The organism is Skermanella rosea (genome assembly GCF_016806835.2).
Classification (GTDB): Bacteria; Pseudomonadota; Alphaproteobacteria; order Azospirillales; family Azospirillaceae; genus Skermanella; species Skermanella rosea.
The window spans coordinates 4,440,791-4,455,652 of the sequence record NZ_CP086111.1 but is presented as its reverse complement, the minus strand read 5'-3'; the positions used below and the strand labels follow the sequence as shown (position 1 = coordinate 4,455,652).

General features: G+C 69.4%; 15 protein-coding genes. 7 read left to right on the top strand and 8 right to left on the bottom strand.

All coding sequences use genetic code 11. The annotated features are described in order from the left end of the window. Nucleotides 1-33: 33 nt before the first annotated feature. The 5 genes from JL101_RS20800 to JL101_RS20780 all read right to left on the bottom strand — a co-directional run bounded on the left by JL101_RS20800 (nt 34) and on the right by JL101_RS20780 (nt 4,114). On the bottom strand, nt 34-348 hold the full coding sequence (locus tag JL101_RS20800) for a metal-sulfur cluster assembly factor (RefSeq protein WP_203096537.1): 315 nt from the start codon (nt 346-348) through the stop codon (nt 34-36). Continuing rightward, nucleotides 345-1,622, bottom strand: a complete 1,278-nt coding sequence (locus JL101_RS20795) for a hypothetical protein (protein ID WP_203096538.1) — start codon at nt 1,620-1,622, stop codon at nt 345-347. Before JL101_RS20795 ends, JL101_RS20800 begins: the two co-directional genes overlap by 4 nt. Then, nucleotides 1,622-2,443, bottom strand: a complete 822-nt coding sequence (locus JL101_RS20790) for a DUF2249 domain-containing protein (protein WP_203096539.1) — start codon at nt 2,441-2,443, stop codon at nt 1,622-1,624. Before JL101_RS20790 ends, JL101_RS20795 begins: the two co-directional genes overlap by 1 nt. Before the next feature lie 60 nt (nt 2,444-2,503). Then, complete coding sequence (locus JL101_RS20785; RefSeq protein WP_203096540.1) at nt 2,504-3,139, bottom strand: NnrU family protein; 636 nt, start codon at nt 3,137-3,139, stop codon at nt 2,504-2,506. A gap of 186 nt (nt 3,140-3,325) precedes the next feature. Then, on the bottom strand, nt 3,326-4,114 hold the full coding sequence (locus JL101_RS20780; RefSeq protein ID WP_203096541.1) for an SDR family NAD(P)-dependent oxidoreductase: 789 nt from the start codon (nt 4,112-4,114) through the stop codon (nt 3,326-3,328). A gap of 231 nt (nt 4,115-4,345) precedes the next feature. Here JL101_RS20780 and JL101_RS20775 point away from each other — a divergent pair, with 231 nt between their 5' ends. The 6 genes from JL101_RS20775 to JL101_RS20750 all read left to right on the top strand — a co-directional run bounded on the left by JL101_RS20775 (nt 4,346) and on the right by JL101_RS20750 (nt 11,508). Further along, nucleotides 4,346-5,965: an ATP-binding protein gene (locus JL101_RS20775; RefSeq protein ID WP_203096542.1), complete on the top strand. Its 1,620-nt coding sequence runs from the start codon at nt 4,346-4,348 to the stop codon at nt 5,963-5,965. Next, nucleotides 5,962-6,588 carry a response regulator transcription factor gene (locus JL101_RS20770; protein ID WP_203096543.1) on the top strand — a complete coding sequence of 209 codons (627 nt, stop codon included), beginning with the start codon at nt 5,962-5,964 and terminating at the stop codon, nt 6,586-6,588. Before JL101_RS20775 ends, JL101_RS20770 begins: the two co-directional genes overlap by 4 nt. Nucleotides 6,589-6,691: 103 nt before the next feature. Next, nucleotides 6,692-7,078 (top strand): response regulator transcription factor, encoded by a 387-nt coding sequence (locus JL101_RS20765; RefSeq protein ID WP_203096544.1) that lies wholly within the window; start codon nt 6,692-6,694, stop codon nt 7,076-7,078. Between the two features lie 54 nt (nt 7,079-7,132). After that, nucleotides 7,133-7,819, top strand: a complete 687-nt coding sequence (locus JL101_RS20760; RefSeq protein WP_203096545.1) for a hydrolase — start codon at nt 7,133-7,135, stop codon at nt 7,817-7,819. A gap of 91 nt (nt 7,820-7,910) precedes the next feature. Beyond that, a complete protein-coding gene (locus JL101_RS20755) occupies nt 7,911-9,872 on the top strand; it encodes an amidohydrolase (protein WP_228435023.1) in 1,962 nt (653 codons plus the stop codon). Nucleotides 9,873-9,885: 13 nt separating this feature from the next. After that, nucleotides 9,886-11,508, top strand: coding sequence for an MFS transporter (locus tag JL101_RS20750; RefSeq protein WP_203096546.1), 1,623 nt, complete (start codon nt 9,886-9,888; stop codon nt 11,506-11,508). Here JL101_RS20750 and JL101_RS20745 read toward each other — a convergent pair. Further along, nucleotides 11,503-12,939, bottom strand: coding sequence for an FAD-binding oxidoreductase (locus JL101_RS20745; protein ID WP_203096547.1), 1,437 nt, complete (start codon nt 12,937-12,939; stop codon nt 11,503-11,505). The two genes, JL101_RS20750 and JL101_RS20745, sit on opposite strands and share 6 nt — an antisense overlap. Nucleotides 12,940-13,071: 132 nt before the next feature. On the opposite strand from JL101_RS20745, the gene JL101_RS20740 reads away from it, so the two are divergent. Further along, on the top strand, nt 13,072-13,257 hold the full coding sequence (locus JL101_RS20740) for a hypothetical protein (protein WP_203096548.1): 186 nt from the start codon (nt 13,072-13,074) through the stop codon (nt 13,255-13,257). 16 nt (nt 13,258-13,273) lie between these two features. Here JL101_RS20740 and JL101_RS20735 read toward each other — a convergent pair whose 3' ends face one another. Together JL101_RS20735 and JL101_RS20730 are read right to left on the bottom strand one after the other, a co-directional pair. Further along, complete coding sequence (locus JL101_RS20735) at nt 13,274-13,717, bottom strand: hypothetical protein (RefSeq protein WP_203096549.1); 444 nt, start codon at nt 13,715-13,717, stop codon at nt 13,274-13,276. 128 nt (nt 13,718-13,845) lie between these two features. Further along, the gene (locus JL101_RS20730) at nt 13,846-14,604 is read right to left on the bottom strand and encodes a hypothetical protein (RefSeq protein ID WP_203096550.1); all 759 of its coding nucleotides are present in this window, start codon (nt 14,602-14,604) and stop codon (nt 13,846-13,848) included. Nucleotides 14,605-14,862 lie beyond the last annotated feature (258 nt).

The following is a 14,862-nucleotide window of genomic DNA, read 5'->3' as shown; positions in this document are numbered from 1 at the left end:
AGGCGTGGGGGCTGGCGCAGGGATTCCGGCGGGTCACCCTGGACTGCCCAACTGGCGGCGGCCCTCTGCGGTGATCCGGTCCGGAGTCCAGGGCGGGTCGAAGGTGAGTTCGAGCCGCGTCGGGTAATCGGGATGGGAAACCCCGGCCAGCGCGGCTTCGGCCTGCTCCACGATCAGCCCGCCCATCGGGCAGCTCGGATGCGTCAGGCTCAGCATGACGCGCAGGCCGTCCGCCGATTCCTCGATGCCGTAGACAAGCCCCATATCGAGCACGCTGAGCTCCGTTTCGGGGTCGATGACCTGGGCCAGCGCCTCGCGGGCGGCGGAAATGGCTTCTTCGGATTTCATGGGATGGTTCCTTCTTTCGCCGCGACGGGGCGGGCCCGGGGCAGGGCCCTGATCCGCAGGTAAAGATCGAGCGCGTAGATGATGAAGGCCGCGGCACCCGCCGCCCCGGCCAAGGCGCCTCCGCGTATCAGCACCTCCAGGTCGAGCGCCATGCCTCCCCCGACCGCGGCCAGCGCACCGACATGGCACGCCGCCTGGATCCGCAGCATCAGGTCGTCGCCAAGCTCCGATACCTTGGGAATTCGCCGGCCGGCCCTGGCTGCGTGGATCGCGCTCAGGAACGGCAGGATCCGTTGGAGCATGCCGAGCACGAGGCTGAGCAGCCAGCCGACGACAATCGCCAACACGAACAGGCCGCCACCGCGGGCGGGCAGGAGATCGAGCGCCAGGAGCAGCCCCAGCACGAGGCTGACGGGCAGCATGGCCCAGGAAAGCCGGATCAGGAGGAAGGAGGTGCCGAGATCGCGGCGGTTTCGCCGGCGCATCAGGCCGGCCATTCCATGGACATGCAGGCATGTCCCTCCCAGGCCGACACAGGCCGCCGGCACGAAGGCCCCGACGCCGGCCAGGGCAAGTGCCGCGACGGCGAGGACGAGCACGATGGTGACCGGGCGTTCTGGTTGCGGTGCCACCAGGGCGAACATGGGGACCAGCACCTGCACGAACCCGGCGGCCAGCAGCCCCAGGAAGCCGTAGCAGGCGACCGCCAGATGGACTACGGACACGGTCCGGTGATCGTCCAGGTAGCCGTGCGCGAAATCGCCGAGCAGGGCAAGGCCGAGTACGGCCAGTGCCACCAGGCAGGCCAAGGATGCCCACAGGTAACGACCGACGAGCCGGACCTGCGGCTTGGCGGTGTCCGCGCGCCACAGCGCGAGGCCGACGATCCCGGCGAACAGCAGCAGGGCCAGCGCGACGGCGCTTCCGCCGATGCCAAGCAACCAGAGGTCGGCCGTCATCATGCCCCACGCCAGCACCGGGATGCCCGGCAGCAGCGACCAGCTGGCCAGCCGGCACGGCCACACGGCGGGCAGATCCGCCTGGATCGCCACGGGCAGCAACTGGAACCCGGCTCCCATGGCCGTGGCGGTCAGCACGCCGAGCGTCATCAGGTGGAGCGCCGCGACCGGCAGGCCCAGCCCGCCCTCCGAGGCGGCGAGGATCGGGGCTCCGGCCGCCAGCGCCGTCCAGCCCAGGAGGTGGAACAGCAGGGCGGCCGTCAGGAAGCGGAACGGGATCGTTGCCGGCAGCAGCCTGGATCCTGGGGCGATCATCAAGCCTCCCGGGCCAGCCTGATCCGGACCTCGCCCTCCAGATGATCGACCGACAGGCACGACCAGCCCCGCTCGGCCAGCATGGGATAGAGGAAGACGGGTTCGCGGTCGTGATGAACCACCAGCCGATCGATTCCGCCCTGGTCGATCAGGTCGAGCACCCGTGTCAGCGGTTCCGGCGGCTGCAGGCCGCGTACGTCCAGGTGGGTGCCGTCGGCCGCGTTCCAGGGTTCGGCGCCCTGGCGCGCCATGGGTTCCTCGGCCGCAGGCTCCGTTTCCTGGGGCTCCTCGCGGCGCCAGCAGATGCGCCAGTGGCCGGGGCCGAGCTGGCGGCCGATCGAGGTGAAACCCTTTCCGGCGAGCACCCGGCGCAGCGGAGCCGGATCGAAGGGCGCGTCCACCACCATGAAGCTGCCTCCGGGCACCCGGGCCGCCAGGGACATCACCTGGGCGAACGGATCCTGTCCCGATGCGAGCAGCGGCCGCACATCCAGATGGGGTGCCGACAGGCGCTCGGCCTGATCGAACCAGTCGCCGCTCGTTCCGCGCCCCGCATCGGCGGGCTGGTCGACAACGCCGCCGCGGGAAACGTCCGATGGGGACAATTCGCCCTGCAGCACTCCGCGCAGGGTCTCGAACCGGACGCCGGCGACCCGGGCTGCCTCGTCCAAACGGATCTGTCCGGCCATGGGCTTCCCGTGGTCCGGATCCAACAGCCCGGCGAATGCCGGATCGAGGGCGGTCAGCCTGGCGATCGTTTCAGGCCGTCCGGCTATCGCGTCGACCAGCAGCATGTCGGGGGTGAGGGAATGTGTCCGCAAGCTCATCATCAACTCCGGTGATCTGGTTGCCATGGTGCCGCATGGTGACGGCCGGGCGTGTCAGAGCAGGTACGCGAGGGGATCGGGGCCGATCACGACGGGATGGAGCAGAAGCAGTGCCGCCCAGACAGCGAGGGCCAGGAGAAGCCGGCCCCAGCCGATCTCGTTCCAGACCAACTTCTCGCGGCCCCGGATCATGCCTGAAAACGGCAGGATGCCGGCCCGGCGGCGAGCCGGCGAGGCGGCCTGCCAGTTCCTGACGAGGGAGAACAGGGCGATGGCGGCCATGCCGGCGAAGACGATCACCTGCCGCGTTCCTCCCAGCACCGCGAGGTGCAGCAGGGTCCAGAGCAGGACCGACAGGCTGCCGGGCACGGCGGTGATCCGATAGATGCCGACGGGTTCCGGCGATCCGGCCGGCGTGGTGAGCCTGCCGACCAGCAGGAAAAGGGCGACCGGCATCGCGAGCACCGCCAGGGTCCGCGCCTCGACCGACGGAAGATAGAGCCACGTCCCGGCATCGGCCGTCCGGTAGCTCCAGACCAACAGGACAAGGGCCGCCAGCGAGACTATCGAATAGACCGCGAGGAACATCCGGCGCCCGAGTGCCTCGATCAGCGAGGAACGCATCCCCGGCAGCCCGGGAACGACGTGGCTTCCGACCAGGAAGAGCGTGGCGAGGATCAGGGTTTCCATGGTGAACAAATCGGTGGTGCTGACGGAAAGGTGCCTCAGGCAATCTCCCTCCATAAGACATCGGAACGGGAGAGGCCTTGTTGACCTCGGTCAAGCGCGTTCACAAAACCGGTCCGGGCGACGCTGCCGTCCCCGGCGAACCGACCACCGCCGGCCCTCGCCCTATAGAGAGCCCGGACTCCGCCATCAGTCCTTGCGCGCTTCACCGCGCAGCGTCGGCAACCCGATGCCTGTGGCGCCGAAACCCCCGTCCACGCCGAGCGTCTGCCCGGTGATGTAGCTGGCGCTATCGCTGCACAGGAAGAAGATCGCTTCGGCAAGCTCCTCCTCGAGTCCGTAGCGGCCAAGCGGGATGGCGTCGCGATAGTCCGCCCGGATCGCGGGGCTGTGCACCGCCTTGGCCATGGCCGTGTCGACCGGGCCGGGCGCGATGGCGTTGACGCGGATGCCGAGACCAGCCAGTTCGACCGCCTGCTGCTTCGTCAGGTGAGCGAGCCCGGCTTTGCTCGTGCCGTAGGCGACCCGGAGTGTGGAGGCCCGCATACCGGAGATCGACGTGATGTTCACAACAGCGCCTCCGCCGGTCTCGGCCATCAGCGGCGCGGCCTTCTGGGTGCACAGGAACGGACCGCTCAGATTCACCGCCAGGACGCGCGACCACTCCTCGAACGACGTCTCCAGGATCGGCTTGAAGACGGCGATGCCGGCATTGTTCACCAGGGCGTCGAGCCGACCGAACCGGCTGCCGAGATCCTCCACGGCGCCATTCACGGCGTCGGGGTCGGCGACGTCACAGACGAGCGCCATCGTCGCCTCCGGCGCGCCGGTCCCGGCGACCGCTTCCCGGAGCGTCCCGCCGTCGATGTCGAGGAGCGCGACGCGCCAGCCGCCGGCCAGAAAGCGTCTCGCCGCGGCGAGACCGATGCCCCGGGCAGCACCTGTCACCAATGCCACCCTCTGCGCTTCGTCAGCCATATCCGCATCCAACTCCCGAGATGACGCAGGTCGCGGCTTTGACTTCCAAAGCCGATCCGTTTCCCACTGCCATAGTCCGTCCGGGAGAGGATAGCAACCGAAGCGGGGAGGTTCGAAGCGATCGCGGTCGATCGGCGATGGCACCGGCCATTTCCAAAGGTGTCCTGTTGCGTCCGTCCGACTTTCGCTGCAATCCTCCGGCCCGCAGGGCGGCAGATTGGGGAGACGTGCGTGAGATCACCGAGGCGTGTGCAGGGCGACCATCCGTTCCTGCTTTCGACATCGCCGCCGTCCCGGAACCAGGAGCGGCTGGCCGTCTGCGTGCTCGTCGTCCTGGTCGTCGAACTGCTGGTCACGATGCCGTTCGCGCGCATTCCCCTGACCGGTACGGAAGTCCTGCTGCCGGCATACGGGGCGGCGATCCTGCTGATCGAGCTGATCACCTCGGCCCTGCTGCTGGCGCTGTTCTCCGTCCAGCAGTCACGGGCCGTCCTCGTCCTGGCGATAGGCTACCTCTTCTCGGGCCTGATGGTGGTGCCGTGGATGCTCACCTTTCCCGACGTGTTCGACGCGCTGGGCCTGGACGCGGGACTGCAGGCCACCGCGTCGATCGCCGCACTGCGCCGCCTGGGGTTCCCCCTGTTCGTGCTCGCCTACGCGCTGTCGAAGGATGGAGCGACTTCGGCGCCGAGGTTCCAGGGTTCGGTCCGGAAGGCGATCGTCGGGAGCGTCGCCGGCACGCTCGCCGCCGCCGGCGGGCTGACCTGGTTCATCCTGGCCAACGACGATTCGCTGCCGAACTTCATGAGGAACGCGAGGAACGTCACCGATTTGTGGCTGTATGTCCCGACCATGGCGGTGTTCCTCTACCTGACGGCGCTCGCCGTCCTGTTCGTCCGCCGACGGTCGGTCCTCGATCTCTGGCTGATGGTCGTGCTCTGCACGCTGCTGATCGAGATCATCCTGCTCTCCTACATCAGTGCCGGCATCCGCCTGAGCGTGGGGTGGTGGGGAGGAAGGTCCTACGGGCTGGCCTCCGCCAGCATCGTCCTGCTCGTCCTGCTGTCGGAATCGACGACCCTCTATGCCCGGGTCGCCCGGTCGGTTTCCGCCGAGCGCCGCGCCCGCGAGACGAGGCTTACCGCGATGGAGGCCCTGTCTGCCCTGATCGCCCACGAGATCAACCAGCCCCTGGCGAGCATGGTGACCAATGCGGCCGCGGGGCTCCGCTGGCTCGAAAAGAAGGACCCCGACCTCGGCGAGGTGCAGGCGGCCTTGAAACGGATCGTCAATGACGGCCACCGCGCCGGGACGGTGATCGAGAGCATCAGGACGATGTTCAAGAAGGACACCCGGGATCGCGTTCCGCTGGACGTCAACCAGCTGATCGAGGAGGTCCTGGGCCGCTGCCGGGACGATGCCCGCCTGGGCCGCGTGACCGTCGAAACGGCGCTGGAGCCGGGGCTGCCGACCGTCACCGGCAACCCGATCCAGCTCCAGCAGGTCCTGTCCAACCTGGTCTCGAACGCGATCGACGCCATGTGCCCGGTGACGGGCAGGGCGCGCGTGCTGCGGGTCACGTCCCGATCGCAGGTTCCCGGCGAGGTCATGGTCTCCGTCGAGGACTCCGGATCCGGCGTCGATCCGGAGCTGAGGGGCAGGATCTTCGAGCCGTTCTTCACGACGAAACCCGACGGAATGGGCATGGGACTGATGTTTTGCAGGTTGATCATCGAGTCCGGCGGCGGACGGCTCTGGGCGGACGACAATGTCCCGCACGGCGCGGTCTTCCGGTTCACGCTGCCGGGCAGCGACGACGGCGTCTGGCCGGTCGGGGAGCAGGCCCGATGAGTCAGCCGCCCTCCGTCGTCTTCGTCGTCGATGACGATCCCTCCGTCCGGGAGTCGATCCGGAGCCTGCTGCGCTCCGTCGGCCACTCGGTCCAGGCGTTCGAGACGGCGCAAGCCTTCATGCTCGGAGAGAGGATCGACGCGCCCGGCTGCCTCATCCTGGATGTCAGGCTGCCCGGCTCCAGCGGGCTGGAGTTCCAGCGCGTCCTGGCCGGATCGGGCATCAGCATTCCGATCGTCTTCATAACCGGGCACGGCGACATCCCGATGTCGGTGGCCGCGATGAAGGCGGGCGCGCTCGAATTCCTGACCAAGCCCTTCCGGGACCAGGATCTGCTCGACGCGGTCCACCGGGGTATCGAGCTGGACCGCAGCCGCCGGGCGGAACTGGCCTTGCTCGCGGAACTGCGGGAGCGTTTCGCGACGCTGACGCCGCGCGAACAGGAGATCATGGCGATGGTCGCCGCCGGCCAGATGAACAAACAGATCGCCGGCGAGCTTCAGCTCAGCGAGGTCACGGTGAAGGTCCACCGTGCCCAGGTGATGCGCAAGATGCAGGCGAAATCGCTGCCGGACCTGGTGCGCATCGCGGACAGGCTGGGTGCCGGTACCGCCAGGCATTAGGCCTTCGATACTACAGTATGATTGTTCCCATCCCACGACTTTCCCCATGGTTCGCCCCGACGCAGGAACGCTTGCGTCGGGGAAGAACGGGGAAAGCGACGGGATGTCCGCGAACCTGCTGATTGCGGTCGTCGACGATGACGATTCGGCTCGGGAGGCCGCGGTCAGCCTCGTCAGGGCAATGGGGTTCGCGGCGTCGGGATTTCGGAGCGCCGCCGAATTCCTGGATTCCGGCGAGATGGCGCGGACGGTCTGCCTGATCACGGACGTGAGGATGCCCGGCATGGGCGGGCTCGACCTGCACCGCCATCTGGTCGCGTCGGGCACGCCGATCCCGACCATCCTGGTCACCGCCTTTCCCGATGAGACGACCCGTGCCCGCGCCTTGAAGGCGGGGGTCGGGAGCTATCTGGCCAAGCCGTTCGAACCCGACGAACTGCTCGGCTGCATCCGCTCGGCCTTCGCCCAGGGAACCGGGAGGCCGAGCTGATCCGGACCGCGGGCACCCCCTCAAGAACATGATCCGACAAGGGAGACTAGAGAGATGACCGACACGAAGCTCCACCTGCTGACGCCGTCCAATTGCCAGCTGATCTTCATCGACCACCAGCCGCAGATGGCGTTCGGGGTGCAGTCGATCGACCGCCAGGTCCTGAAGAACAACACCGTGGCGCTGGCCAAGGCCGCGAAGATCTTCAATATCCCGACCACGATCACCACCGTCGAGACCGAAAGCTTCTCCGGCTTCACCTATCCCGAACTGCTGGACGTGTTCCCCGGCAAGAAGCTGCTGGAGCGGACCTCCATGAACTCCTGGGATGACCAGAAGGTGCGCGACGCCCTGGCATCGAACGGACAGAAGAAGGTCGTCGTCTCCGGTCTCTGGACGGAGGTGTGCAACAATTCCTTCGCCCTGTCGGCCATGCTGGAGGGCGGGTACGAGATCTACATGGTGGCCGACGCGTCCGGCGGCACCTCGAAGGAGGCGCACGACTATTCCATGCAGCGCATGATCCAGGTCGGCGTCGTCCCGGTGACCTGGCAGCAGGTGCTGCTCGAGTGGCAGCGCGACTGGGCGCGCCGGGATACCTATGACGCCGTCATGGCCCTGGTGCGCGAGCATTCCGGCGCCTACGGCATGGGCGTCGATTATGCCTACACCATGGTCCACAAGGCGCCGCAGCGCACCAGGGAGCCGAACGAGGCCCTGGCGCCGATCGCCGCCGAGTAGCCGGTCTTCCGAACGAGACCGGGCTTGCCGGGCTGCGCGCGTCACCGTGCGCGGCCCGGACCGGGACATGACTGACAGGAGGCCGGAGCTTATGACCCCGACCCGCCGCACCTTGCTGAAATCCGTTGGCGCCGCCGCCCTTCTGGGCACGGGCATCCGTCACGCCGAGGGAGCCATGACGACCGCACCCGACCTGATCCTGACCAACGGCCGTATCACGACGCTCGACCGCACCAAGCCCGAGGTGGAGGCCATCGCGATCAGCGACGGCCGCATCCTCGCCGCCGGACGCGCCGACGAGATCATGCCCCTGGCCGGGGCCGGGACGGAAGTGATCGACCTGAAAGGGCGCCGCGCGATCCCGGGGCTCAACGACAGCCATACCCACCTGATCCGCGGCGGGCTTTACTATAACCTGGAGCTTCGCTGGGAAGGGGTGCCGAGCCTGGCCGATGCCCTGCGCATGCTTCGGGAGCAGGCCCGGCGCACGCCGTCGCCGCAATGGGTTCGGGTGGTCGGCGGCTGGTCGGAGTTCCAGTTCGCCGAGCGGCGCATGCCGACGCTGGACGAGATCAACGCCGCCGCCCCCGACACGCCGGTGTTCATCCTGCATCTCTACGGGCGGGCGCTGCTCAACCGCGCGGCCCTGCGCGCGATCGGCTTCACCCGCGACACGCCGAACCCGCCGGGCGGCGTGATCGAGCACGACGCGGCCGGGGAGCCGACCGGGCTGCTCGTGGCGAAGCCGTCGGCGCTGATCCTCTATTCCACGCTGGCCAAAGGACCGAAGCTCGATCCCGAGGACCAGGCCAATTCCACCCGGCACTTCATGCGCGAGCTGAACCGCCTCGGCATCACGTCCGTGATCGACGCCGGTGGGGGCGGGCAGAACTATCCCGACGACTACGAGATCATCCGGGCGCTCCATCGTGACGGGCAGATGACGGTTCGGGTCGCCTACAACCTGTTCGCCCAGAAGGCCGGCGAGGAGCTGGCGGACTATCGGCGCTGGACCGGGATGGTCAAGCCGGGCGAGGGCGACGCGTTCCTGCGCATGAACGGCGGCGGCGAGAACCTCGCCTGGTCGGCCGCCGACTTCGAGAATTTCCTGGAGCCGCGCCCGGACCTGGCGCCCGTGATGGAGGCGGAGCTGGAGAGCGTCGTCCGGCTGCTGGCCGAGAACCGCTGGCCGTTCCGCATCCACGCGACCTACGACGAGTCGATCGACCGTTTCCTCACCGTCTTCGAGCGGGTGGACCGGGACGTCCCCTTCGACGGTCTGCGCTTCATCATCGACCATGCCGAGACGATCACGCAGAAGAACATCGACCGTATCGCGGCACTCGGCGGCGGCATCGCGGTGCAGCACCGCATGGCCTTCCAGGGCGAATATTATGTCGACCGGTACGGCGCCGATGCCGCCGAGGCGACGCCGCCGATCACCCGCATGCTGGAAGCGGGCGTTCCGGTCGGCGCCGGCACCGACGCGACCCGCGTTTCCTCCTACAATCCGTGGGTGGCCCTCTATTGGCTGACCCAGGGCAAGACGCTGGGCGGGTTGACGCTGACTCCCGAACGCAACCGGCTGGACCGGGAAGCGGCGCTGCGGCTGTGGACCAAGGGGAGCGCCTGGTTCTCCGGCGAGGCCGGCGTGAAGGGTGCGTTGGCGCCCGGCGAATACGCCGACATCACCGTGCTGTCCGACGACTATTTCTCGGTCCCGGGCGAGGCCATCAAGGACATCGAGTCCGTGATGACCGTGCTCGGCGGCAGGATCGTCTACGCCGCGGCGGAGTTCCGCGGCCGCGACCCGGCGCCCCCGCCGCCGTCGCCGGACTGGTCGCCGGCCCGGACCTTCGGCGGGCACTGGCGCCGGGCGGAGGGGAGGCCGGCGAGCGCCACCAACGCCATGGCGCTGTCCTCGGCGTGCGGCTGCGCCGACCAGTGCGGCGTCCACGGCCATGCCCACCACATCGCCTGGTCCACCCCGCTGCCGGTCTCCGACAAGAGCCGGTTCTGGGGCGCCCTGGGCTGCAACTGCTTCGCTTTCTGACGGAGGATATCCCATGACGGCCGCCGTCGAACGAACCCCGGCGCCTGCCTCCGGCGCCGGGGCCTGGAGCCCGTTCAGGCACGGGACCTTCCGGGCGCTGTGGATCGCGACCGTCGCGTCCAACATCGGCACCTGGATGCACGATGTCGGCGCGGGCTGGTTCATGACCTCGCTGTCGCCCAGCCCCTTCATGGTGGCGCTGGTCCAGGCCGCGACCACGCTGCCGATGTTCCTGTTCGCGCTGCCGTCGGGAGTGCTCGCCGACATCGTGGATCGGCGCAGGTTCCTGATCGCCGCCCAGCTCTGGGGGCTCGCCGTCGCGACGACCCTCGGCACGCTTGCGCTTCTCGGGCTGGTCGGCCCCGGCATCCTGCTCGCCGCGACCTTCGCGCTCGGCGCCGGCGCCGCCATGAACGCGCCCGCCTTCCAGGCGATCGTGCCCGAACTGGTGCCTAAGGAGGAGCTGTCCTCGGCGGTGGCGCTGAACAGCATGGGCATCAATGTCAGCCGGGCGATCGGCCCGGCGCTGGCCGGCGCGATCCTGTCCTTCGCCGGCCCGGCCGCCGTGTTCCTGATGAACGCGCTTTCCTTCCTCGGCGTGCTGGCCGTGCTGCTGGCCTGGAAGCGCGAGCCGACGCCGAACCGTCTGCCGCCCGAGCATTTCGTGCCGGCGATGCGGGCGGGCCTGCGTTATGTCCGCGAAGCGCCCGCCCTGCGTACGGTCCTGGTCCGGGCGGTCTCCTTCTTCGCCTTCGGCAGCGCCGCCTGGGCCCTGCTGCCCATCGTCACCCGAAACGAGCTGGGGGAGGGACCGGGAGGCTACGGGATCCTGCTCGCCTGCATCGGAGTCGGCGCCGTGGCCGGCGCGCTGCTGCTGCCCCGTTTCCGCGCCAGGCTTTCGGCGGACCGGCTGACGGTGCTGGCCACCTGGGCGTTCGCGGCGGCGACGCTGGCGCTGGCCTTCGTCAGGACCTACGAGCTGGTGGCCGTCGCCATGCTGGCCGCCGGGTTCTCCTGGATCGCGATGCTGTCCACCCTGAATGTCGGGGCGCAGCAGGCGACCGCCGGCTGGGTCAAGGCGCGGGCGCTGTCGGTCTTCCTCGTGGTCTTCTTCGGGTCCATGGCGGGGGGCAGCGCCGTCTGGGGGCAGGTCGCGACCCTGGCCGGCACGCCGACGGCCCTGGCGCTGGCGGCGGCGGGCCTCGTGCTGGGATCGGCGGCGGCGCTGCGTTTCCCGCTCGGCGGCGGCGCGGGCCTCGACCTCGCGCCCTCGATGCACTGGCCCGCGCCGATGGTCGACCATGACCCCGAGCCGGACCGCGGGCCGGTCATGGTCACCGTGGAGTACCGGATCGATCCGGCCGACGCGGCCGCCTTCGCCGCCGCCATGGCGGAGCTGAGGCGGGCGCGGCGGCGGTCCGGCGCCCTGTCCTGGGGGGTGTTCGAGGACGCCGCCGCGCAGGGGCGGTACCTGGAATACTTCATCCTGCAATCCTGGCTCGACCATCTGCGCCAGCACGAGCGGGTCAGCCGGACCGACCAGGCCCTCCAGGATCGGGCGCGCGCGTTCCACCGCGGCGCCGAGCCGCCGCTAGTCTCCCATCTGCTGGCGCCGACGGTGGGCGCGGGGTCATGAGGGAGCGGCGACCACCCGGCCCGGGTTGAGGATGCCGGACGGGTCGAGCGCCGCCTTCAGCCGCTCCATGGTCGCGATCTCCGCCTCCGACCGGGTGAAGCCGAGCCACTGGCGCTTCAGGACGCCGATCCCGTGCTCGGCCGACACCGAGCCGGAGAAGTCCCGCACCGTGCCGTAGAGCAGGTCGTCGACGCGCCCGTAGACGGCCTTCTCCACCGGGGCGTCGAAGCCTATGACCACATGGATGTTGGCGTCGCCGAGGTGACCGTAGATCAGGACGGCGGCCTCGGACACCGCTCCGGACAGGGCGGTTTCCAGGACCCGGACCGCGTCGATCATGCGGCCGATCGGGATCGACACGTCATAGCCCTTGGAACTCCGGAAGAGGGTCGAGTATTCGGCCGGGGCCTCGTCGCGGATCGCCCACAGGCGGCGGGACTGGTCAATGCTTTCGGCGATCACCGCGTCGTTCAGCCAGCCCTGCTGCAGGGCGTCGGCCAGGAAGCCCTCCAGGCGCTCGCGCAGGTCGGCATCGGTGGCGGAGGGGTCGTCGCCGAAGACGTCGATCAGGACGGCGGGCGTGGCGATGTCGGCAAGGGGCGTGCGGTAGTGCGCCCCGCGCGCGGTGATCGCCGACAGGTAGCCGGGCCACATCGCCTCGAAGGCGGCGAGGTTCGAACCGAGCTTTTGGCGCGCCGCCGACAGGAGCGTGATCAGGGATGAGTCGTCGGCGACCGCCAGCCACGCCGTCGCGCGGGCCCTGGGTGCCGGCTGCAGGCGGAGAACGGCCCGCGTGACGACGCCCAGCGCCCCTTCGGCGCCGATGAAAAGCTGCTTCAGGTCGAAGCCGGTGTTGTTCTTCAGCATTCCGCCCATGTCGCTGAGCACCGTCCCGTCGGCCAGGACGGCTTCGAGGCCCAGCACCTGCATCCGGGTCATGCCGTAGCGCACGACCCGGATGCCGCCGGCATTGGTCGCGATGGTGCCGCCGATCGTGCAGGAGCCGCGGGCGCCGATATCGACGGCGTAGAACAGGCCGGCTTCCTCGGCGGCGGCCTGTACCGCGGCGAGCGTGGTTCCCGCCTTCACCGTCATGGTCATGGCGGCCCGGTCGATCGCCTCGACGCCGGCCATCCGGTCCAGCGACAGCGCCACCTCGCCTTCCTGGGCTGACGCGCCTCCGGCCAGGCCGGTCAGCCCGCCCTGGACGACCACCGGCTGCCCGGCGGCGGAGCAGAGCCGGAGTGCGGCCGAGACCTGTTCGGTGGTGCGGGGACGGAGGACGGCGCGGGGCCGGCTTCCCTGGAGGCCGCTCCAGTCGCTGGCATGCCGCTCCCGGTCCGCAGGGTCGGTCGAGACCACGGCGGGGCCGAGGGCGTCCGCGAGGGCATCTGCAAGGGGGACGAAGGCGGCGTCGGACGGCGTCGGCATGTTTCCTCCGGTTTTCTCCAGGATGTTCAAGCCGCGGGGCGGGGCCGTGTCAAGCGGCCGGTTTTCGGGACATAACAGCGTATCGGACTGTTGTTCCCCGTCGAGCATCCCGTACCGGTGGAGAGACTGACGATGACCAGCGAAAGCGAAGCCGCGGCCAAGGACCAGCAGCGCCTGAAGGGCGACACCGCCATCCCGCAGGGCGGCGGCGAGTCCGGCAAGCAGGACACGACGACGGAGACCGGGAAGGGCGCGGCGCAGGCCCCGAAGGGCAAGGCCGATCCCAACCTCAAGCCGGCCAAGCCGGGCGACAGCTGACCCGTCGGCTCATGCGTCAGTTCGATCCCGCCGGGGCTTCCCGGTAGGTGACGACGGCGTTCTCCTCCAGCGACAGCTGGACCATGTCGCCGCTTTCGGGGTGGCTCCAGTAGCGCTCGGGCATGTCGAGGCTGCGCCGGAGCCTGGGGGCGCCGTAAGCCTGCTGAAGGGTTCTCTCGATGGCCGCATAGGCGCTCGCATCGGCGACCAGTTCCACCCGCCTCAGCAGCGTGTCGTCGTCGAAGCAGAACAGTACCTTGTCGAAGCGGCTGCCCTGGAACCGGATGGGGCCGGGCATCTCCAGCAGGCAGCCGAACCCCTGGCCGTTGAGGATGGCGTCGTAGCGGGACGCCCGCTGAACCTCGTCCACGGTCATTCCCCACCGGGTGAACTCCCAGTTGGCAAGACCCGTGGCCGGCCCCAACAGCAGTGCCGCCAAGAAGGCAAAGGACCCGCGCATCACCCGTCTCCGCCGGACAGTGTCGATGGATTCCCTCGGTATGCCTTACCTGATGAGTATCGCCGACCTGGGCGGTGGATTCCAGCGTCATGTCCATTGCCGCGCCGGGCTTTTCGGCATGGTCACCGTCAGGCGGCGGCCGGCACCCGGAAGGGCGGCACCGGCGCGGACGGCTCGGACAGTGAGGTCGAGCCGAGCAGGGCGGGGGCGGGCCTGGCGGGGCGGGTCACTATCGAAACGGTCGAAAGGTCACTATCCGGCATGGCGGCGGGCACCGCGGCCGTCGTCGCTGCGGGCTTTGCGGCCGGCGCGGGTTCGGGCGCGGCGGCGGCTTCGGCCGGCGGGGGAGCCTGCCGCGTGCCGGGGGACTGGTCCGGACCCGGTTCGGGCGCCCCGCCGACGGTGGCGTGGTCGGCTTCCTCCTCCGGGTCGCAGTACATGATCTCGAGGTCGGCGTCGGGGTGCGGCCTGTCGCCGAGGTAGTGGTGCGGAATGCGCTTGTCCTGGACCACGCCGCGGAGCTTGAGGCCCAGCTCGACCGCGCGCAGCGCCAGCCCGAGGCTCTTGCGCTCCAGCGCCTCGGTCCCGATCGTCTCGACCAGGGCGGCGGCGCGGTCCAGGGCGTCCTGGTGGCAGGCTTGCCGGTCGGTCCGGAGCTGGTCGATGCGGACGCGGATCTCCGGCCGGGCTGTCAGGACCGCGCCGCGCTGCTTCGCCCCGTAAGGCGAATACCCCGCCCGCCGCGCCGCCTCCGCCGCGCCGACGCCGCAGGCCATGGCCTTGCAGAACGCCTCGTGGCGCGGCGACAGGAGGATCACGGGCGCGGTCGCGGGGTGGATCGCGGGCGGGGAGGGTGCGTCGGGTGCCGGGGAGCTGTGGTCGAGCATGGCTGGAGCGCCTTGGCCGGATGAGAACAATTAGGGAACATTACCCAGCGTTAAGCGCGAATGCAACGTTTTTGGCTGGGGGCGTCGGGTTGGGCGGGCATGATGATTAACGAGGAGCACGCGATCCTCGGCGGGTTTCAATAAGGCTCGAGCATTTCTGCCCGGGAAGACACGCTCAGGACACCCAAGACCAAAGCCGAGAACTATGCTGTGCCGGGTAGTCGGGGAACAACTGTATTGATCCGGGGTGCTCGGAAG